Source organism: Leptothoe sp. LEGE 181152, assembly GCF_032906605.1.
GTDB lineage: Bacteria > Cyanobacteriota > Cyanobacteriia > Phormidesmidales > Phormidesmidaceae > Leptothoe > Leptothoe turfae.
In genome coordinates, this window is the sequence record NZ_JASATU010000008.1 from 55317 (window position 1) to 74474 (window position 19158).

Here is a 19158-nt window from a genome sequence, read left to right on the forward strand (position 1 = left end):
GGCTTACTCCGATGCGGCGGCACGTCCTAAAGAAATACACCCCTAAAAAATAGTAAGGACTTAATTAAGCATTAGTAACAAGCATGAAGCCCATCTAATAAAGCTTCAGCCTTTAACGTGATGTTCATCTTTTCTTTATCTCTGTTTGTGATAGTCAATCCCATTGTTGTATTAGAGAGCGTGACTGCTACAGACGTAACAGCTAAAAACTTTGTTGTCTAAAAACATTTCTTTTAACAGGGTGACAACGTTAACTCTCGTTTAATTCCCCTGTCAAAAACTGTTCAGCCAATGAAATCAGCTTAGGAAAGTTACCTTTAGATTAATCAATCAAGGATTAGCTGTACTCTGGGTAAAAGTTTAGGCATATTCTTGAGAGATTTAGCTTGCCAAGGAATCCCTCGATCTCCAATAACAATTAATCCAATATTTTTTTGCGTGCGTAAGCTTAACAAGAATTTGGAAAACATGTTAATGCCTGAGCTGTTGAGAAATAACACATCCCTCAGATCTAGCGTTATGGCAGCGGGTTGAGTCGCTGCTATCTTCAGCAACAGGTGCATAATCGGTGTATATTCCGCATATCCCCTGAGCACTAACTGTCCCCTGAATTTTACAGTCGCTGTGTCAGCGTTATAAGTAATGGAGTAATGATCACCGGACAGTTCTTGATTAAGCATAGTCATCATTTCAAGCAGATTACTTGGCTTTGCCCCCAGTCAGGCACAGGTATAAATGGTGTCCTGAACTAAGTGTGTCAACACCACTGGGCAGATAAATCCCGCAACCCACATTCCGCATTTTGAAGTGGCATAGTCGGCTATCAATATCAGCCTGTCTCAAATACACCCAGACAATATAAAACCCAGACAATATAAATTGTGAATACAGGCAAATCAGCCATATTAATTCAACCACATCAATAGTTTGATTGACCTACCACTGATATCCTATTTAACGTCGTAACATTTTTTCACCAAGCAGATATGGCAGCGACTACCCGGATGCTTCTCTCTCACAATTGCACACTTCCTGATGGCCAAGTATCTAGCCTTAGTCGTGACGACTTTGCCAGTGTATTCATTAAAGGGCTTCAGGTGCATACTGATATTACATGCAGCCTAATTGACAACCCCCATTGGATGGTGGAAGTTCTTTTTGATGCAGAGCAAACGTCTCCCACTGAGGTTGCCACACTCTGTGCTCAGAGTCTTAGCTCTCAACGTTTGGCGGACCCGGCAAAAAGCATTGACAGTTTCACGGTGATGTTACTAGGCGGTGTCAAAACTACACCTGCCATGGGTACTTCGCCTACATCATTGCAAACCGGTGAGTGGGGTGTGGATGTGGTAGAGACAACATCGCCTGAGCAATTTTTAGCGGGTCTCAATTGGGAAACGGTGATTGCTAGCAAGCCGTCTGAACAAATTTTCAAGGTTACCTGTGTAGTTGAATAATTCCACTATGGCAGGTGATACGCTCCTACCTTTGTCGCGAAATCTGCTCAGGCTAGCTGGCTCTCAACTAACTATTCACCATCAGCGGAGAATACCGACAACGGGGGCCTTGATCATTATTAGCAACCACCGAAGTTTGCTGGATGTGCCGTTGCTGATGACGGCTGTGGGACGTCCAGTGAGGTTTGCCTGTCATCATTTTATGGGACAGACCCAGGGCATCAAGCAAGTGATAAATGCCTTGGGATGTTTTCCCTTAGCTCCTCCGGGGCAACATCCCAAGGCACTTTTCCAAAAGGCGATGCCGTTATTGCAGGCCGGTGAGGTTGTGGGTCTCTTTCCTGAAGGAGCCCGACCGATGATTCAACCCCTACTAACTCGGCAAGTGGGACCTTTCCATAGAGGATTTGCTCATCTGGCTCTACAGTCTTCTATGGAGCGTTTGGCAATTATACCGGTTGCGATCGCACCTACCAAGGAAATCATTACCCCCATTGCTCCATTTAAATTATTCCAATGGTTAGCTCCCTCTGAACCCTTATTCCATCGACCTGGATGGCACCCTGCCATTTATTATCGGCAGGTCCACGTGATTATTGGACAACCTCTATGGATAACCGCTAAACATAGAGCGAGCTATCGAAATAGTCGTTCAAATACTGAAGTTAAAAGGTTGACCCAAACTTGCCATACAGCAATTGCGACGTTGCTACAGAACAGTTCAATGTTGTCTACTGGTGAGTAAACTTACCTATCAAAACAACAACTTAGCTGTGGAATTGTAGTGTGATGTTGCACTGACTGACTAATCTCTGTAGCAAGATTAATTGATTGAGTTCTATAGCTTTAACCTTAGGTTTAGGCTAATACTGTTTTGCCAGCAATAAAAGACTTACTTAAAGCAGCTCACACCAATTATGCCTCTGTGAAAAAATAGTCTCACCCAAACTTGCAAACCCAGGTTATTCCAGAGGCTTACATATTCTGCGGAGAGATGTATAGCAAACTGCTGAATGCATATTTCCAAAAGAGAGGCTGTGCCAAGCTATATATTACAACTTACAACTGTGAACTTTCATCTCATCAGTCCCAACCTATTGGTGAAGGGATCTATATTGTGGGTGGAGCGAAAGTTCCCCTGACAGATTAAATCAAAAAGGCCTGTAAAGGCTGAGGAGGTTAACATAGCTGAATCACAAGAATCTGTCTCGTCAAATCAAAAGCAGCACTCAATTGTGTTATCAATATTTTCTCTAATAAGCTAATGGGAGCACTGTTGTTGCTATTTAACCGATTGCAACACATCTCTAAGTTAAGCGCATGGTATGAGAGAAATGGTTTTGATAACTGTTTGGGTGTTGTTTTTGTTTAAATTCGCCAAATGGCTATTGCTGGTGTTACCGAGCCTTAGTCTCCACCCAGCTTTATGGGGGATTCGCCTCGAAGATAAGGTTCGCACCTAGCAGTGACAGGATTGTTCCATTTGAGCCACCATAACAAAGCTAAGCCCAGAACCCATGGGCTCCGACTCCCAGGACAACCGCAATGCTAACCATTGAAGCAACTCTTTCCATGGCCGATTCAGTTGGTTAGCCGGTAGCCTATCAAAGGTCTATTAATAGCTCTATCGAAAGTATTCATAGAAGTATCACAACAAAGACATACTTCTATGTTTTGAATAGAGATGCAACAAGTTAATGGAGATATCTAAATATCTATTTCGGTAGCCTATTATACAATTCTGTGGAGCTATCATATCAATTCCATGCATCTATTTTAAAAGTCTCTATGCGGTCCGTCAGTGAGAAATAGGTAGATGTCTTAGGTGCTTGATAAATATAGGTATTCTGAGTAACAAGTTTCTAGTGTCTACCTCTGAGTTTCTAAAAAAATCTCCGGGTTAACATCTGTTCATAAGAACAATAGACAAGCGCTCATATTCAAAAAAATATTTAGTCATTTAAACAATGTACAGTCTTGAAACCTTTACAAATGCCGATGTTTCCCATTGCGCTGTTGCTCTTCGCAACCTAGAGTACGAGTCACAGAATATGGAAGATGCTGCCAATCGCATTGTGCGTTATATTTACGACAGTTTTCTTGACTCACGCACTGGCGATCAGGAATTGGCCCTTGTTCGCTTCTTTAAAACTCACCCTTTTAGAGAACTGAATCCACAACTCCAGAGAGAAGCGCAATCAATCGCCCAAGAACGATATGTTCCTCCTTCGACAAAATGTCTGACATTAATGGCCACAGCAGGTGATGAGCCTCAATGGAATTCTCGATACAAATCTAACGGTCATCAGGCTATTCCTCTGATAGACGAAGATTTTGTACGACAGGCACCAATGGTTTTTCAACTGATCCAGCAGTTTGGATTAAAAGTCAGTACAGTAGTTGATACCAATTCTTCCTTAATTACCAAAAGTCCCCATAAAGCATTTAATGTTTTTTATGTACCAACTGCTCTAAATAGTCCCTATATTCCTGCGCAGAAAAAGTTTGTTGTCCCCTATCGGGTAAAATCAGTTCTGGGATTTGGCGGTATGTTGCCATCTAATGAGCTGTTTGCAGTTATTCTGTTTAGTAAGACTTTTGTGCCTGATCAAACTGCCAATCGGTTTAAGTTTATCTCAGCCTATATTCGTGTAGCTGTTGAATCATTCAATCGCAGCAACATTTTTGCGTCGGAAGCTCTAAAAGACTAGTCTTTAACAGGAAATTGAGCACCGTCAACAAACATTGCCTGATTTAGAGCTCATGAGTAACCATTATCAGGCAACTTATCGTTATCCTGCCCCTGCTCAATAACACAAACGCATGCTATCTAATGGCTAGGTGTTAGTTCAGTGCTGCTCAGTGCCCTAGGGCTCTCTGTGCAAAAGTCGAATCACGCGGCAAGGATTACCCACAGCTACACTATTGGCCGGAATGTTTTTAGTAACAACACTACCTGCACCAATACTGCTGTTATCTCCAATAGTGACACCGGGGCAAATAATTGCTCCACCACCAAGCCACACATTATTGCCAATGGTAATAGGCGCAGCCATCTCTACACCCGTCATCCGCACTGCCGGATCAGTCGGATGATAGGCTGTATAAATCTGTACGTTCGGAGCCATTAAGACATCATTACCAATGGTCACCCAATTACAATCGAGAATAGTGCAGTTGAAATTGATGTAAAGATTTTTGCCAGCCCGAATATGGTGGCCATAGTCACAGTAAAAAGGTGGATTTATTTCAAACCCAGGTCCAAGATCACTAAAAAGTGATTGAATAATTTTCTGGCGCTCCCTCAAATTATCAGGAGGAGTCATGTTTAATACATGCAAAAGACCCTGTGTCTTATGTCGCATAGATACCAACTCTGGATCGGTCGACAGATAGGGCTCATTTGCTAACATCTTTTCCCATTCTGTTTTACCCATAATTTACGAATTAATTTAAAATCTCAGACTGCGGATGACATAAAAAGAACACATCACTAATCATTACCCACGATTCACTGCCCTAACGCAAATTTTGAATTTGATGCGTTACTAGTAATCATGATTTGTAGAAGTTAAATTTTCTTTATTTAGCGTACGCTTCCCACTCTCCTGACGCTACCCAAACCGCCCCTACAGGTGGTTTATCCATTAAATATATCCAAGCTTCACCAATAGGCTGACCAGCTAAATTAAAAACCATTGTCCGTTGACGTGTATATTCTTCCTCAATATCATCAATGCTCATATTCTGATACTCATCGGGATTATAACCTTCTAAATAGTCCAGTCTTGCCATGGCGGTTGCATCTAGGGTCAATAAATACCCTTTAACCCAACCATCTCCCATTGTCATAGTTGGGTAGCCTAGATGCGGTAAGTCGTAGAGCAGACCCTGCACCTGGGCAGGCTGAGATTGCTTTAAATAAGCGGCGCAATATTGCTGATAATAGATGCCTTCCGGCTTGAGCGTACCGTAAACAAAAACATCAATGGTTCCCATCTGGAAAATCTACCTTTAACAGCACAGTAGCCGTATACATTGAGTCCAAGGAGTGGTACTGCCTCTTCCATGAGTTCTCCAATCATTATTAAGTAACGTATGGATTGAGGAAAGAGATACTATTTCTCACGTCACTCAAACATACACCGCTACAACAGGAAACGTGCTGCCGATGGTAAATCCTTCGACAGCACGTTTCCTGTTATTCAGAGAGCGTGTGGGGCTCTATCTAGTCTTAACTGCCTTTTTAGACAGGCTATAAGTACCGCCACGGCCACGATACCAGTCACCATCACGAGCACCTGCCGACAGGATATTCGAAACGCGGCTACGTGCCTTTAAGTACTGAGGCTTTGGCATATCCTCTTCAAAAATACTCAACATCACATCAGTAATCTTAAAGCTATCCTTAGGCTTAGTCTTTAAGACATCAGTCACAACATCAGGCAACCGTTGCTGGCGATACTTCTCAAGTACATACCGTTGCCACCGCGCTGATCGACCATCTGCCTTTTTGGTTGGAGCAGATTTTTTCACAGTGCTTGTTTGCCGTGCTTTGGTGGGCTTTGGTTCATCAGCGGCAATCTTTGATTTTGTCACCCTGGCGAGCTTCGCAGCCACAGTCTCTTCAGCAGCTTCGGCTTTAGTAGATGCAATGGCTTCTTTAATAACAGGAGCTACCACGGCAGCAAGTTGACCGTTATCGGCTGATGAGTCAAACATTGCAATGACTGTCTGTAAGCCTTTACGTTGCTCCTGAATTTCAGCAAGTTGTTGCATTAATGCAGCTTCTTGCGAAGACAAAAGGGACTCAGCTTCTACAAGCTGAGGAAGCACAGTTACTGACATGTTACGTTTCCTCTATGGGGTCTAAAGTTCAAAGATGAAGTCAATTGACGTCTTAATGTGTGACTTTGGAGAGTAATCAAGCATACCGCAATCTCAGCACTTCAAAACACTAATCACCAAAATACTGACAGATTAAAGTTTTCCCTGATCTCTCTTTTTCTCTACAAACAGTTGAATCTCGAAGGCGAATAAATTTCAATGCTTTTTTAACCACAGATTGCTTTTCGTAAGTAGGTTAGGGCTTCTATCCTATTTCTTATTCTCTACAGCCATTTGACTTTTGGCAATATTTTAGATGCTAAACCTATATAAAATGTGTAGCGTCCTCCAACGACAATAGATCAAAATCAGTGAGATCGAGGCCAGTAAAAACCTCATAATCCGCTTCAGTGAGCAGCTTTTCCCATAATTTTCTTTGATCGACATTTGATTGACAAATGAGAAGTAGTTCATGCGAACTAATTGACTAGATAAATCCTCAAAAGGGTGATACTTACTTTTTAGTTGCTATCCTAGCGTTTCTTCAAATCTCTGAGATTCTTCAATAATCTAATTCACCGAGATGGTGTGCTTATGAAAGCCTCTACAGATGGTTGCTTGACGGCATATTTAGGTCAAAGCTAAGAATAGCTTCATCAAAGTTTCTGATGGGCTTTAATGTTTCTCATTTAAGAGCGCAAACCTGGTAATAGCAGCCCCTTAATAAGCAATCTGTTCAAATATGCTTGAGTAACCATAGATAGATATAGACACTCAAGCCATCTACGTGGGCTTTTTAGCAAAATGTGAGTTAAGTATCTATGGTCTCTCAAAAATCACCTCAAACTCTGCCACTCCCAATGTTGCGCCAATCTCCCTATGGCCTGGTATCGTCATATTCGAGTCCCCTGGTGAGTGATGCGTTCGAGTCCCCTGGTGAGTGATGCGTTCGAGTCCCCTGGTGAGTGATGCGTTTGATTGCTTTGAAATCTCCAAGAATTTAGATGCCTGATCAGGTGTCTTCTAGGTGAACTTGGGATCGCTAGTTGCTGTTCACTTAAATGATTTTCTAAAGACCGGAGACTCTAATTGCAGGTAGTTCGATAACCAATACACGCACAGATAAAATGGCCCCGTATCCAATAGGGCTGCTACCAGTTTAAATACATAGCCATAACCAATAAACAGCAGTAGCTGAGTCCAAAGATCCTGGGTCGGATCAATTGGCAAGACACCAGCAAAAAAATGAGTAATCAGCACCACCGCCGCCGTATCCACCAACTGACTGATCAATGTGGAGCCATTGTTTCGTAACCACAAATATTTTCCCTGGGTTAACTCTTTCCAAAAATGAAACAGCTGCACATCCACAAACTGAGCCGTTAGGTATGCGATCATTGAGGCTGTTACTGTGCCAAAGGTAAGATTCCGAATCTCGAAGAAAATGGGAAGACGTTCAGCTGCATCCTTTACCAATTCCCCTGTGGTGGGATCAACTGCTTCAAACCCTGGTAAAACCCCCCCCAGCCAAACAATAAATACAACCCATAGGTTAAGCAACAGTCCTACCCAAACTACCTGATTGGCCCGATTACGACCATATAGTTCAGAAATTAGGTCAGTACATAAAAATGTAAGCGGATAGGGTAGTGCTCCTACGGCCACAGTAATGGCAAAATCATTCCAAGTGAAAATGTTGACAAACCGGCTAATTCCAAGAATATTCAGCATTCCCAAGGTGCCAAGGAATAAGCCTGATAAGACTAGAAAGACTACAGCACGCCGCTCCTGAATGTAGTCGGGTACTAAATTAGAAGTAACTTTAGAGATCGGATCGTTGATGCTGACTGACATAGATAGATAGGAAACGAGGCCAAAGCTAAGTAACAGGAATAAAGGCTAACCAGCCGAGCAATTAATGTAGATTTTGGTTGTAAGGCATTCTTATGTTTAGAAGGTATCGTGCATGTAAATCCAGAAGATTATTACTTGAAAGATAATCTGAATCTTGACTTGACTCTCATCCTAAACCCTTCTCTCTAGGAGATGAGTACCCTCAACCATTTATCCCATCTATAGAATTAATCCAATCTTGCCTAGATTCAACGAAGGTTCCCATTGCGCATACCTTAAAACAGAATTGCGGCGGTGAACGCATTGGCATCATCCACTCCCGTCATATACGTATCTACTTGAAACGTATCTACTTAAAATTTGCCGGATGGAATCATGATTTGGATCGGCAACAACCTCCATTTATATAGCTGATAAGCCAATTTTTAGCCTTTAGCTCACCGATACGTATCATTTCTGATAACGCCTACATTCAACGACTACTTGCCAAACCACTCAAAACTTTTTTGCTCGATGCAGTTCCAATTCCATCCAGATGGTCACCAGACGACTAGAATTGATTATGCAATTCTGCAAGGTTGCCGAAAGTGGGCATCCGCAGATGTATCTAACTGAAAACATTTATTAGGAAGGGGAAACCAAACGTGGAGTCTCGATACAATCCAGCAGACATCGAGAAAAAATGGCAGCAGCATTGGGTAGAGCAGGGGCTAGATAAGACACCTGCGAACCCAGGGCAGAAAAAATTCTATGCCCTATCCATGTTCCCCTATCCTTCTGGCAACCTGCACATGGGGCATGTGCGTAACTACACGATTACGGATGTCATTGCTCGTGTGCGTCGCATGCAGGGCTATAACGTGCTTCATCCCATGGGTTGGGATGCGTTTGGTCTACCCGCAGAAAACGCGGCTATTGACCGTGGCATTCCTCCGGCCAAATGGACGTATCAGAATATTGGCCAAATGCGAGAGCAGCTTAAAGAGTTGGGTCTTTCCTATGACTGGGAACGGGAAGTGGCTACTTGCTCGCCAGACTATTACCGCTGGACCCAGTGGATCTTCTTGCAGTTTTACGAAGCGGGCTTGGCTTACCAAAAGGAAGCCGCTGTTAACTGGGACCCCATCGACCAGACTGTATTGGCCAATGAACAGGTTGATAGTGAAGGCCGATCCTGGCGCTCGGGTGCAAAGGTGGAGCGTAAGTTGTTGCGTCAGTGGTTCCTCAAAATTACGGACTACGCTGACCAGTTGTTGAGCGATCTCGATCAGCTTGATGGCTGGCCCGAACGAGTCAAGCTTATGCAGGCCAACTGGATTGGTAAGTCCACTGGAGCCCACGTGGTATTTACCACTGAGGACGGTGACGATATCAAAATTTACACCACTCGCCCAGATACGCTTTGGGGTGCATCCTTTATGGTGCTGTCTCCGGAGCATCCGCTGGTGGAAAAACTCACTACAGTTGACCAGACAGATGCCATTAAGGCCTACCAAGATACGGCAGCAGGCATGAGTGAGATGGATCGCACTGCTGAAAACCGTGAGAAAACTGGCGTGTGGACTGGAAGCTATGCCATCAATCCAGTTAACCACCAGAAAATTCCCATTTGGATTGCTGACTATGTGTTGATGGATTATGGTACTGGTGCAATTATGGCAGTGCCTGCCCATGACCAGCGAGACTTTGAGTTTGCTCGTAAGTTTGATTTACCGATCCATGTGGTGGTGCAACCCGAGGGAGAAGCCTTGGAGTCGAACTCCATGGAGGAAGCCTATTCCCACGATGGCGTGATGGTTAACTCGGGTCCTCTGGACGGGATTCCTGCGGGTAAAGGGGAAGGCCAGAGTGTTCCTGCCGCAATTAAGTGGTTAGAGGATAACAATAAGGGGGAAGGCACAGCCAACTATCGTCTGCGAGACTGGTTGATTTCTCGCCAGCGCTATTGGGGTGTGCCCATCCCCATGATCTACTGCGATAGTTGCGGCACGGTGCCCGTACCTGCCGATCAGCTCCCCGTGGTCTTGCCTGAGGATGTGGAATTTAGTGCTCGCGGTGGTTCACCGTTAGCTAAGATGACCGACTGGATTAATTGCCAGTGCCCCAGCTGTGGCGCAGATGCCAAGCGAGAAACGGACACGATGGATACGTTTATCGATTCGTCCTGGTATTTCTTGCGCTATGCCGATGCCAAGAATGAAGAGTTGCCCTTTGCAAAAAACAAGGCGAATGACTGGCTCGCAGTAGATCAATATGTGGGCGGTATTGAGCATGCCATTTTGCACCTGTTGTATTCCCGGTTCTTTACCAAGGTGTTGCGCGATCGCAACCTCGTCTCCATTGACGAACCCTTCCAGCGACTGTTGACCCAGGGTATGGTGCAGGCCATCACCTACAAAAACCCCACCACTGGTAAGTACATCGCCCCTGGCGACATCGCCGATCTAAACGAGCCCAAAGATCCTGAAACCGACGACCCACTGCAGGTGTTCTACGAAAAAATGTCCAAGTCGAAGTATAACGGCGTGGAACCCCGTGTGGTGCTCGGCAAGTATGGGGCCGACACCGCCCGCATGTTTATCCTCTTTAAAGCACCACCTGAGAAAGATTTGGAATGGGATGATGCCGATGTGGAAGGTCAGTTCCGTTTTTTGAATCGAGTATGGCTGTTGGTAAACGGCTTTGCAGAGACCCATGGCAGCAAAAGACGGATTACCAATGTGGATCAAAGCAGTCTCAACAAGGCTGACAAAGACTTGCGGCGGGCTATTCATACGGCTATTAAGGAAGTCTCAGAAGATGTTGAGGAAGGCTACCAGTTCAACACAGCCGTGTCTGAGCTGATGAAGCTGAGCAACGCTCTCAAAGATGCCAAACAACAAGACAGTGATGTCTATGCTGAGGGTGTGCAAACCTTAGTACTTCTTTTGGCCCCCTTTGCGCCCCACATTGCCGAAGAGCTGTGGCAAAAGTTGGGCTTTAGCGAGTCGGTTCACCGCCAAAGCTGGCCTACCTTTGAGGAAAGTGCCTTGGTAGCCGATGAGATTACCCTAGTGATCCAAATTAAGGGTAAAACCCGAGGCACCATTGCCGTTCCTGCCAGTGCTAGCAAGGATGAGCTAGAGCAGTATGCCCGCGCATCGGACATTGCCCAAAAACATCTTGCAGGCAAGGAGATTAAAAAGGTAATTGTGGTGCCAGGTAAATTGGTGAACTTCGTGGCTGTTTAAGCCCTTGCAGTTAAACGGTTTCATCGAGGGATGTTACAAGGAATAGCTGAAAGTAGCTGTGATTAGGTGAATGTAACCATCTATGGTTATGATAGGAGTTGCGATCGCAATATTCTGCACCTTTGGAGCATTTCCACCATGGCCACCGACTACATCCCCGATGAAGCCGCTCTCGACAATCTCATTACCAGTAAGCCTCTAGTTGTCATAGACTTCACAGCCTCTTGGTGTGGTCCATGTAAACTCGTTGGCCCATTAATGGATCAGCTTGCAGAAGAGTACGGTGAGAAAATTACAGTTGCCAAACTTGATATTGATGCCAATAAGCCCGTTGCTAAGCGATTTGGCATCAAAAGTATTCCCGCCGTTCTATTCTTCAAACAAGGGGAACAGATAGACACCGTCATCGGAGCCAAGCCCTACAGCGAGTTTAGTGCAACCCTAGAAAAGCATCTATAAAGGAGTTTGCCAGTTAGCAGCTAGGCAAACTTTGCCGTTGCTGATTTAGAAATGCACCCAGCACAGCTACGTGAGTGAATATGCCCACTAGGCAAGGCTTTAAGTAGCGTCGTCAGCATTGGCATCCCATTGTCTGTTCTCGAACTCAACATTTCAGCCGTTTTATCAAGAAAACTTCAGCTATATTGCGTAAACACCCCTTAATTTATCCGACTAAACTAAGGACATATAAATACAACAAGCAAGTTTGCAGTTAATCTTATCGATTTTTTGCTTGACACTTGGCTGGTTTGTGTTCCCTTTTTTAATCCTCTGACACGTTTGTGTCATCTATATTCCCAATGAGCTAATCGGCTCATTGGGATTTTTTTAGGGATAGCGTTTGCTGTAAATTAGAAATTCTGAGCAAGGAATAGCCATTGGCGGTTCGTTTATTCCAACTGGCTAATAAAATCCTTAAATACACTGACAGCAACCAAACCAGGATGTATTTTTTTTAGCATACTCCCCAATTGGCCCTCACCCATTGAGGCTGTGACCCCTCCCCCTAGATAACGTGTATAACGCACCTCAGCTGGGTAGACTATGGGATGTCACATTTCCTAACCTCTGTAATGAAAATTACGAATATCGCTCGTTGATGTCCAACAGCTATTTCCGTAACCCTACCTAGTTATTTGTTCAACTTTATCGATTTTTTAACAAACACAGAGAGTATCTAAGAAAATACATCCACCCTGCTTTTTGTGGCATTGCTGCTCACGCGTAGATCTACTATATGACTACACTTACCCTGAAAAAGTCCATGCGGCCCGATCTCCTAAGTGAACTATTTCCACTCTTTAATGCCGCAAATCCTGAAACCTTAACGGGTCTTTTATCTGCATCCACCGAACTTACGTATCCAGCCGGTCGCACTGTCCTCATGGAAGACTCCTGGGGTAATGCTATCTACCTGATTGTGGCTGGCTGGATTAAAGTACGCCATGACACCGGTGGCGATTACGTTACATTAGCCGTTTTAGGTAAAGGCGATTTCTTTGGGGAAATGGCCATCCTGGATGAGTCCCCCCGCTCCACGGACGTCGTCGCTCTGTCGCCGGTTAAGTTACTAAGCATTCCAGCTCAGCACTTCATCGACACCCTTTTTCAAGATCATCACCTGCATCATCGCATGCTACAGATGATGGTACAGCGACTACGCCATACCAATAGTCATTTTCAGCGGCGACGCAAGCCCATGGCGGTAAAGCTAGCCCATACCCTTGTCGCCCTAGCCGAAGCCTATGGCGACAAGACAAACGCTGCTCCAGAAATTTTCAACCTGACGATTGATGATCTAGCCGCCATTGCCAATATTCCTAAAGATGACGCAACCAAGATTATGGAAAAGCTGCATGAAAAGGATTGGGTTGTCATCAGTGATAATGGCCAGACACTTCAGTTAAAAGGGTTTAATCATCTGACTCAGCTGGCACAGAAGTAGTTATAGGGTATCAACTCACATCAGGACAGCTCCCAACAAAATAGCCATCAGGGGTCAGGAGTCAGGAGGGTACTGGCTTCTGATTTCTGATTTCTGATTTCTGAGCCCTAACTAACCAAGATCTCCCAGCTCAAATTGATGCCCCCTGATGCATCAGTCTGATTACAAATTATTGCGACATATTGAAAAAAATCTTGCCCCACGGAGGTGTTCTTAAAGTTAGGCAGATACTTAAGATGCCGTGCCACACAGTGAAGCTTCATGGGTACTCAACTGCCTCCGTCTATTACCCCTCGTCAAATGAATCTGCTCCGCATCGTGCTAGCACTGGCATGGGCTGATGGCAACTTAGCCAAAGAAGAGGCTGATGTCATGCTCACTAACTTTAGTCAGGTTTTTGCCAATACACCTGAAGCTCAAGAGGCCGTTAAACAGGAACTCCAAGGTTATTTAGTACAGGATATTCCCCTAGAAGAGGTAGTCCCCAACATCACAACTCAGGCAGAAAAGGAATTTGTCCTACGCCTGGGCTATGAGGTGATCAGTGCTAGTGCTCGAACACCAGATGAAGATCTGATCAACCAAGACGAACAAGCCACCTATGAAAAGTTAGTAGACTTGCTAGGGCTGCCGAGTGGCACCGTTCAGCGGATTGAGCAATCAGCCCAAATAGCCCTTGGTCAAAATCAAGCCCAGGGTAGTAATGTGGTTGATCTGCTAACGTACCAGCTGCGAGAACATTTGAAGGGCTAAACCTCAACATCCATGGCTAAGCACTCATCGTTAACATACGTTGAATAGGCACCAACGCTTTTTTCTGAATGTCCGCAGGCAGCGTAATTTCAGGGGTGCGATTTTTCATCGCTAAGTAGAGCTTTTCCAAGGTATTTAGACGCATGTGGGGGCACTCGTTGCACTGGCAATTAGCATCGGGTGGGGCAGGGATAAATAACTTATGAGGTACCTGCTTTTCCATCTGGTGGATAATGCCAGCCTCTGTGACCACAATAAACTGCTCAATCTCGCTGCTTTCTACATACTTGAGCAGAGCCGTGGTTGAACCAATATAGTGGGCGTGGTGCAAAATGGCCTCTTCACACTCAGGGTGAGCCACAATTTCGGCATTGGGATATTCCATTTTGAGCTGCAGCATTTTCTTCTCTGAAAAGGTCTCGTGCACAATGCAGCTGCCTTGCCATAACACTAGATCGCGTCCAGTTTGGGCCGCAACGTAGCGCCCTAGGTTACGGTCAGGCGCAAAAATAATTGGCTGCTCCGGTGGAATCTGGTTCACAAGTTTTACGGCATTTGAGCTGGTACAAATAATGTCGCTCATGGCCTTAATTTCAGCGGTGCAATTGATATATGACACCACAATATGATCAGGGTGGGCGGCCTTAAATTTGGAAAACTCTGTCGGCGGACAGCTATCCGCCAGTGAACAACCTGCATCTAAATCTGGCAACAGCACTAACTTGTCAGGGTTCAATATTTTGGCCGTCTCCGCCATAAAGTGCACCCCAGCAAACACAATCACCTCAGCATCAGTGGCCGCCGCTTTCTGAGATAGCCCCAGCGAATCCCCAATATAGTCAGCAATATCTTGGATGTCAGGCTCTTGGTAGTAATGGGCCAACACAATGGCATTGAGTTCTTTTTTCAAGTCTTCAATGGCCCTAAACAGATCCTTAGGTAACGTGGCCGATGCTGATGCGATTGTGAACATAGAGATAAACTCGTGCCTAGTTTTAGTTTGATTTTAATTGCAACGTGACTTAATTATAGTTATTTTAACCATAAATGTCAGCAGGGTCTTTTGTATGTCTTAATTAAATAGCCCTCAATAAGTAGTTGGTTTCAAGATAGAGCAATTGTTTTATAGGGAGCAGAGATCAGGAGTTAGTAGGGATCAGGTGTCAGTCGAGGCCAGAGAACAGTGCCTCACTGACTACTGCCCCCCGCATAACCCAGAAGATGTCCCAGCTTAAGTGTGCATTCCCTAATTTTTCAAAATCACATCAAACTGCTGGCATATGGATGTCACAGCCTCTACCCACCCTTGGGGGGCCGGTGATGGCGCAATTTCCCAACTACGATTTCCTAGTTGAGGATGGGGTCCTTCAACCCCTGGCAGCACAATTGGATGGTCCACGTGCTCTAACATATCTAAGTCATTCGGGCTATTACCTAAGCCAATGGTGACGATGGTTTCCTCAGGTGGCAAGATACTTTGGTAAAGTTCTACCAAACGCTTCACAGCATTCCCTTTACCAGCTTCAGGTCCAATCAAATGGGAAAATCGGTCACCAACCACGACCTTGAACCCCATGGATTCAACCGCCTCAACGATTTGTCCTGCGGTCAGGGCTTTAGGGGTGATAAAGGGCTCACTGAATTCGCGTGCCTTAGCCTCTTGCGCATCGTTAGCCGAAAGCCCCGTATACTTCTGCAATCGGGTAATCGTCATATCGCCAAATCCCAGTAAGGAATGACGTAACTCATTCGCAATTACCCGTAAACCAGCTCTCGCTTGGACATAGGGACAGCCCAACTCCACTACATAATAGTCTGCCTCCTGTTCTCCTGGCGGTTCAGGGAAGGGATTATGATTAACTTCAACAAAAATACCACTGCCATTCTCCGTCACAAATGGATCCGTCAGCCCCACATCTTTACGGAGCGTAGAGACCTCAGCTCGCGTTTTGCTGGTGACCGGTACCACCGGGATCTTTAATGACTTTAATTGCTGGATAATAGGTACGGTCGCAGCGTAATCATAGGTCTCGCTGTTGAGTAGCGTACCGTCGAGGTCGGTAAAAATAATCAGCTGGGTCATCGGAATTAAAAGCACCTTGGACCAATCAGAACATGTTTAGATTAAACAATGATTTATGACGCCGATAGAGGCAAATAAAGCTGGCGCGATCTCAAATCCCACAACCATCGCTATCATCGGCGATGTCCATGACCAATGGAACGATGCAGATGCCCATGCTTTGCAAGCTTTGAACGTAGACCTGGCCCTGTTTGTCGGTGACTTTGGCAATGAAGCGATCGACATTGTCCGCCAGATAGCCGCTGTCTCAGTGCCTAAGGCTGTCATTCTGGGTAATCACGACGCCTGGTACACAGCCAGTCGGCAAAACCGCAAAAAAAGTCCTTATGATCACACCAAAGAGGACCGTGTCCAACAGCAGCTAGACGCTTTGGGTGGCTCCCATGTCGGCTTTGGCAAATTGGAGGTGCCCCAATGCAATCTGACTGTAGTCGGTGCACGTCCATTTAGCTGGGGCGGTGCGAACTGGCGTTACAAACGGTTTTATCGAGAACGATACAACATTTCAAGTTTTGCCGACTCAACGGCTAAAATCTGTGCATCAGTAGATGCAGCACGACAAGACACGCTCATCTTTTTGGGGCACAACGGTCCAGCCGGTTTTGGCAGCCAGGCTCATAATATCTGTGGCCGAGATTGGAAACGTAGCGGCGGTGACTATGGCGATCCGGATTTTGCAGATGCGATCGCCCATGCACAGCAATCTAACCGGCATGTAGCCCTGGTTACCTTTGGCCATATGCACCACGAACTCAGGCATGATAAAACCCGACTGCGAGAGCGTCTAGTGGTAGACGACTACGGCACGGTGTATATCAACGGAGCCCAGGTGCCTCGGGTGATTGAAACCAACAGTGGCCGGCATCGCAGCTTTACCCTGGTGACAATGCAACACGGTATTGTCCAGACGGTCCGTTTGGTTTGGGTCAATAACACAGACACCATCGTATCTGAAGAATATCTCTATGGCTCTACATCAAAAACTATCCCCCCTCTAGACGTAGTGATGAATTTGGGCTAGCATGGCTAGCTGATGCTTCTGGCGCTTGTCAGCAAGCTATCTTACCTGGAGAGGTGGCAGAGTGGTCGATTGCGCTCGACTTGAAATCGAGTGAGCCGCAAGGTTCCGAGGGTTCGAATCCCTCCCTCTCCGTTATACGTTTCAGTTTAACCGCCCTGATAGCTGAAGGTGACCTTGGCACGGGCACATAAGGGCGTAGATAGTGAGTGTCAAGTCAACATGTAGATTCTCTGTAGATGTCGGTATAGGTTCTATAGTTGGATTTATACATAGTTAGTCACCCACAGACATCTAACCGGATATCTAGCTATGACGCCTATTGCTGCGAGAAACAATGCTATCCAAACAGCCCAGGCAATTTTGGCAAATCCAGATCGGTACGTCATTCTCGATACTGAGACCTCTGGTCTAGGTAAGACGGCGGAGATTTTGGAAATTGCCATCATTGACCCGGTGGGGGCTACTTTGTGCAACTATTTTCTGGACCCGGTGCATGCCATTGCACCGGCAGCGGCGGCGATTCATGGACTGACAAGGGACGTGCTAAAAGCAAAGGGTGCGATCGCATGGCCTGAAATCCATGATGAGGTGGTGGAGCACCTGGATGGTAAAACCTTAGTGGCCTATAACGCTGTTTTTGATATGGCCATGTTGGATGCCACTGCCATACTCCACGGTAGGGATACACCCCACACTGGCGATATCCTATGTGCCATGCGGTTATGGCAACGGTTTCGGGGCGCTACCAAAGTTGAGGCCCTGGAGGGTGATCACAGTGCTCTGGGTGACTGTCTGGCCACACTGGAACGAATTAAGGAAATAGCCAATAGTTCATTAGAGGACGACCCGGACCTGGTGGATATTCAGGACGTAGAAGATCTAGTACAGTGGCAGGCTCGGATAGAAGAGTTGACCGCTCAGCGCAATGCCTTGGATGCAACGGTGAAGTCCTTGAAAGCCCAGGTGACTCAATATTTGATTGATAACGGTGCTGAGGCGATTCCGTTGAGCAATGGCAAGCAGGTGAAACTGTACCGCACACCAACAAAAATTAAACCTTTGGTACCCTTGGAAGAACTACCTGAACGCTATTTGAAACAGGCTGTTGATCAGCAACTGGTCAAAGCTGAGATTAAATCTCGTCACTTGGAAGATGGACTGTTTAGCTATGAGACATCAAATACCATTCGGTTCGTAAAGCTATGAACATTCATACACTTTCCGTAATCACCCCTGCTGTATATGTTCCTGTATCTAACGCCTTAATGTTTTAATACAGAGCAATAATAATCGCTAGTAAAACAAAAGCAACGAAACAATCGGATGAAATATTGTTTGTTCTGTATGTCGTCATCATTGATGGCTCAGTAACAGAAGAGGCCCAGTAACAGAAGAGTTTATAGAAGATAATCCTGAAACTCACGCATCATTCAACTTAAGGGTGACCACACCCTTAAGGACCTACACAAGCTCCTGTTTAGTGCCTTTGATCGATAAGAAGAACATTTCTATGAATTTCAGTTAGGGAGATTTCTTTGGGTACTGGTTTGATGTTGGGGATGACTGGTGGCATCAGGTGGAAGTCATTGATATTCAGGCCAAAGCTCTTAAAGGGAAATACCCTAAAGTAACCAAAAGAGTTGGGGCTAATACTGTGTCAAACTAAAAATTAGGACTATGTATTGATGAAGAGTAAAGGGTAAAGGAGTGCCCTCTCTGCACTCTTTACTCGCCCCACGGCTTATCCTAAATCTTAGTCTTGACAGTCCACTAGAAAATTGTCTTATTCAAGTTCTTCAATCAAAGCCATTGACACAGTCTATGGTCTGTATTCATAGGCTTTACCAGGCAGCGTTCGCTTTCTTTGAAATACATACCTTAATCCAAACTTAAAGTTCTCTTGATGTGGATTGAATGCTCGACAATTAATGTCTAAACATCTATACAACATAGATGTTTGGTCTGTTTCTGGGCATAGCATCTATGAT

At 45.3% G+C, this 19158-nt stretch carries 16 protein-coding genes and 1 tRNA gene; 10 read left to right on the top strand and 7 right to left on the bottom strand.

Annotated features, from left to right (window positions below; all coding sequences use genetic code 11):
* Positions 1-326: 326 nt before the first annotated feature.
* Positions 327-680, bottom strand: a complete 354-nt coding sequence (locus QGP82_RS04570; protein ID WP_163670947.1) for a slr1659 superfamily regulator — start codon at positions 678-680, stop codon at positions 327-329.
* Between the two features lie 306 nt (positions 681-986).
* On the opposite strand from QGP82_RS04570, the gene QGP82_RS04575 reads away from it, so the two are divergent.
* The 3 genes from QGP82_RS04575 (at position 987) to QGP82_RS04585 (ending at position 4168) form a co-directional block, all read left to right on the top strand.
* A complete protein-coding gene (locus QGP82_RS04575) occupies positions 987-1457 on the top strand; it encodes a DUF2656 family protein (protein WP_499057329.1) in 471 nt (156 codons plus the stop codon).
* Between the two features lie 7 nt (positions 1458-1464).
* The gene (locus tag QGP82_RS04580) at positions 1465-2202 is read left to right on the top strand and encodes a lysophospholipid acyltransferase family protein (protein ID WP_499057332.1); all 738 of its coding nucleotides are present in this window, start codon (positions 1465-1467) and stop codon (positions 2200-2202) included.
* Positions 2203-3424: 1222 nt separating this feature from the next.
* Positions 3425-4168, top strand: coding sequence for a hypothetical protein (locus QGP82_RS04585; RefSeq protein ID WP_163700870.1), 744 nt, complete (start codon positions 3425-3427; stop codon positions 4166-4168).
* Positions 4169-4324: 156 nt separating this feature from the next.
* Here QGP82_RS04585 and QGP82_RS04590 read toward each other — a convergent pair whose 3' ends face one another.
* From QGP82_RS04590 to QGP82_RS04605, 4 genes are all read right to left on the bottom strand, one after another.
* Positions 4325-4894 (bottom strand): sugar O-acetyltransferase, encoded by a 570-nt coding sequence (locus tag QGP82_RS04590; protein ID WP_163700873.1) that lies wholly within the window; start codon positions 4892-4894, stop codon positions 4325-4327.
* A 145-nt stretch (positions 4895-5039) separates the two neighbouring features.
* Complete coding sequence (locus QGP82_RS04595; RefSeq protein ID WP_499057335.1) at positions 5040-5456, bottom strand: gamma-glutamylcyclotransferase family protein; 417 nt, start codon at positions 5454-5456, stop codon at positions 5040-5042.
* A gap of 225 nt (positions 5457-5681) precedes the next feature.
* On the bottom strand, positions 5682-6305 hold the full coding sequence (locus tag QGP82_RS04600) for a hypothetical protein (RefSeq protein WP_163670960.1): 624 nt from the start codon (positions 6303-6305) through the stop codon (positions 5682-5684).
* A 1032-nt stretch (positions 6306-7337) separates the two neighbouring features.
* Positions 7338-8138 carry a queuosine precursor transporter gene (locus QGP82_RS04605; RefSeq protein WP_163670962.1) on the bottom strand — a complete coding sequence of 267 codons (801 nt, stop codon included), beginning with the start codon at positions 8136-8138 and terminating at the stop codon, positions 7338-7340.
* Positions 8139-8782: 644 nt separating this feature from the next.
* Between QGP82_RS04605 and leuS the strand changes: the two genes are divergently transcribed.
* From leuS to QGP82_RS04625, 4 genes are all read left to right on the top strand, one after another.
* Complete coding sequence (gene leuS, locus QGP82_RS04610) at positions 8783-11368, top strand: leucine--tRNA ligase (RefSeq protein ID WP_163670964.1); 2586 nt, start codon at positions 8783-8785, stop codon at positions 11366-11368.
* A 138-nt stretch (positions 11369-11506) separates the two neighbouring features.
* Positions 11507-11827 carry a thioredoxin gene (gene trxA / locus QGP82_RS04615; protein ID WP_163671866.1) on the top strand — a complete coding sequence of 107 codons (321 nt, stop codon included), beginning with the start codon at positions 11507-11509 and terminating at the stop codon, positions 11825-11827.
* Positions 11828-12632: 805 nt separating this feature from the next.
* On the top strand, positions 12633-13313 hold the full coding sequence (locus QGP82_RS04620; RefSeq protein WP_163671867.1) for a Crp/Fnr family transcriptional regulator: 681 nt from the start codon (positions 12633-12635) through the stop codon (positions 13311-13313).
* A 261-nt stretch (positions 13314-13574) separates the two neighbouring features.
* Positions 13575-14066, top strand: a complete 492-nt coding sequence (locus tag QGP82_RS04625) for a tellurite resistance TerB family protein (RefSeq protein WP_163670966.1) — start codon at positions 13575-13577, stop codon at positions 14064-14066.
* A 16-nt stretch (positions 14067-14082) separates the two neighbouring features.
* Here QGP82_RS04625 and nadA read toward each other — a convergent pair whose 3' ends face one another.
* Together nadA and QGP82_RS04635 are read right to left on the bottom strand one after the other, a co-directional pair.
* Positions 14083-15039, bottom strand: coding sequence for a quinolinate synthase NadA (gene nadA, locus QGP82_RS04630; RefSeq protein ID WP_163670968.1), 957 nt, complete (start codon positions 15037-15039; stop codon positions 14083-14085).
* 273 nt (positions 15040-15312) lie between these two features.
* The gene (locus QGP82_RS04635) at positions 15313-16149 is read right to left on the bottom strand and encodes an HAD-IIB family hydrolase (RefSeq protein WP_499057339.1); all 837 of its coding nucleotides are present in this window, start codon (positions 16147-16149) and stop codon (positions 15313-15315) included.
* A 55-nt stretch (positions 16150-16204) separates the two neighbouring features.
* Here QGP82_RS04635 and QGP82_RS04640 point away from each other — a divergent pair, with 55 nt between their 5' ends.
* The 3 genes from QGP82_RS04640 to QGP82_RS04650 all read left to right on the top strand — a co-directional run bounded on the left by QGP82_RS04640 (position 16205) and on the right by QGP82_RS04650 (position 18376).
* A complete protein-coding gene (locus QGP82_RS04640; protein WP_499057341.1) occupies positions 16205-17170 on the top strand; it encodes a TIGR04168 family protein in 966 nt (321 codons plus the stop codon).
* A gap of 47 nt (positions 17171-17217) precedes the next feature.
* Positions 17218-17302 (top strand) — tRNA-Ser (locus QGP82_RS04645).
* Positions 17303-17479: 177 nt separating this feature from the next.
* The gene (locus tag QGP82_RS04650; RefSeq protein ID WP_499057343.1) at positions 17480-18376 is read left to right on the top strand and encodes a 3'-5' exonuclease; all 897 of its coding nucleotides are present in this window, start codon (positions 17480-17482) and stop codon (positions 18374-18376) included.
* Positions 18377-19158 lie beyond the last annotated feature (782 nt).

Bases quoted from the DNA above. Each gene is read 5' to 3' on its own strand.
- QGP82_RS04600 (WP_163670960.1), bottom strand. From the start codon at position 6,305: ATGTCAGTAACTGTGCTTCCTCAGCTTGTAGAAGCTGAGTCCCTTTTG.
- QGP82_RS04575 (WP_499057329.1), top strand. From the start codon at position 987: ATGGCAGCGACTACCCGGATGCTTCTCTCTCACAATTGCACACTTCCT.
- QGP82_RS04605 (WP_163670962.1), bottom strand. From the start codon at position 8,138: ATGTCAGTCAGCATCAACGATCCGATCTCTAAAGTTACTTCTAATTTA.
- QGP82_RS04570 (WP_163670947.1), bottom strand. From the start codon at position 680: ATGCTTAATCAAGAACTGTCCGGTGATCATTACTCCATTACTTATAAC.
- trxA (WP_163671866.1), top strand. From the start codon at position 11,507: ATGGCCACCGACTACATCCCCGATGAAGCCGCTCTCGACAATCTCATT.
- QGP82_RS04595 (WP_499057335.1), bottom strand. From the start codon at position 5,456: ATGGGAACCATTGATGTTTTTGTTTACGGTACGCTCAAGCCGGAAGGC.
- QGP82_RS04650 (WP_499057343.1), top strand. From the start codon at position 17,480: ATGACGCCTATTGCTGCGAGAAACAATGCTATCCAAACAGCCCAGGCA.
- nadA (WP_163670968.1), bottom strand. From the start codon at position 15,039: ATGTTCACAATCGCATCAGCATCGGCCACGTTACCTAAGGATCTGTTT.
- QGP82_RS04590 (WP_163700873.1), bottom strand. From the start codon at position 4,894: ATGGGTAAAACAGAATGGGAAAAGATGTTAGCAAATGAGCCCTATCTG.
- QGP82_RS04640 (WP_499057341.1), top strand. From the start codon at position 16,205: ATGACGCCGATAGAGGCAAATAAAGCTGGCGCGATCTCAAATCCCACA.
- QGP82_RS04620 (WP_163671867.1), top strand. From the start codon at position 12,633: ATGCGGCCCGATCTCCTAAGTGAACTATTTCCACTCTTTAATGCCGCA.
- QGP82_RS04585 (WP_163700870.1), top strand. From the start codon at position 3,425: ATGTACAGTCTTGAAACCTTTACAAATGCCGATGTTTCCCATTGCGCT.
- QGP82_RS04580 (WP_499057332.1), top strand. From the start codon at position 1,465: ATGGCAGGTGATACGCTCCTACCTTTGTCGCGAAATCTGCTCAGGCTA.
- QGP82_RS04625 (WP_163670966.1), top strand. From the start codon at position 13,575: ATGGGTACTCAACTGCCTCCGTCTATTACCCCTCGTCAAATGAATCTG.
- QGP82_RS04635 (WP_499057339.1), bottom strand. From the start codon at position 16,149: ATGACCCAGCTGATTATTTTTACCGACCTCGACGGTACGCTACTCAAC.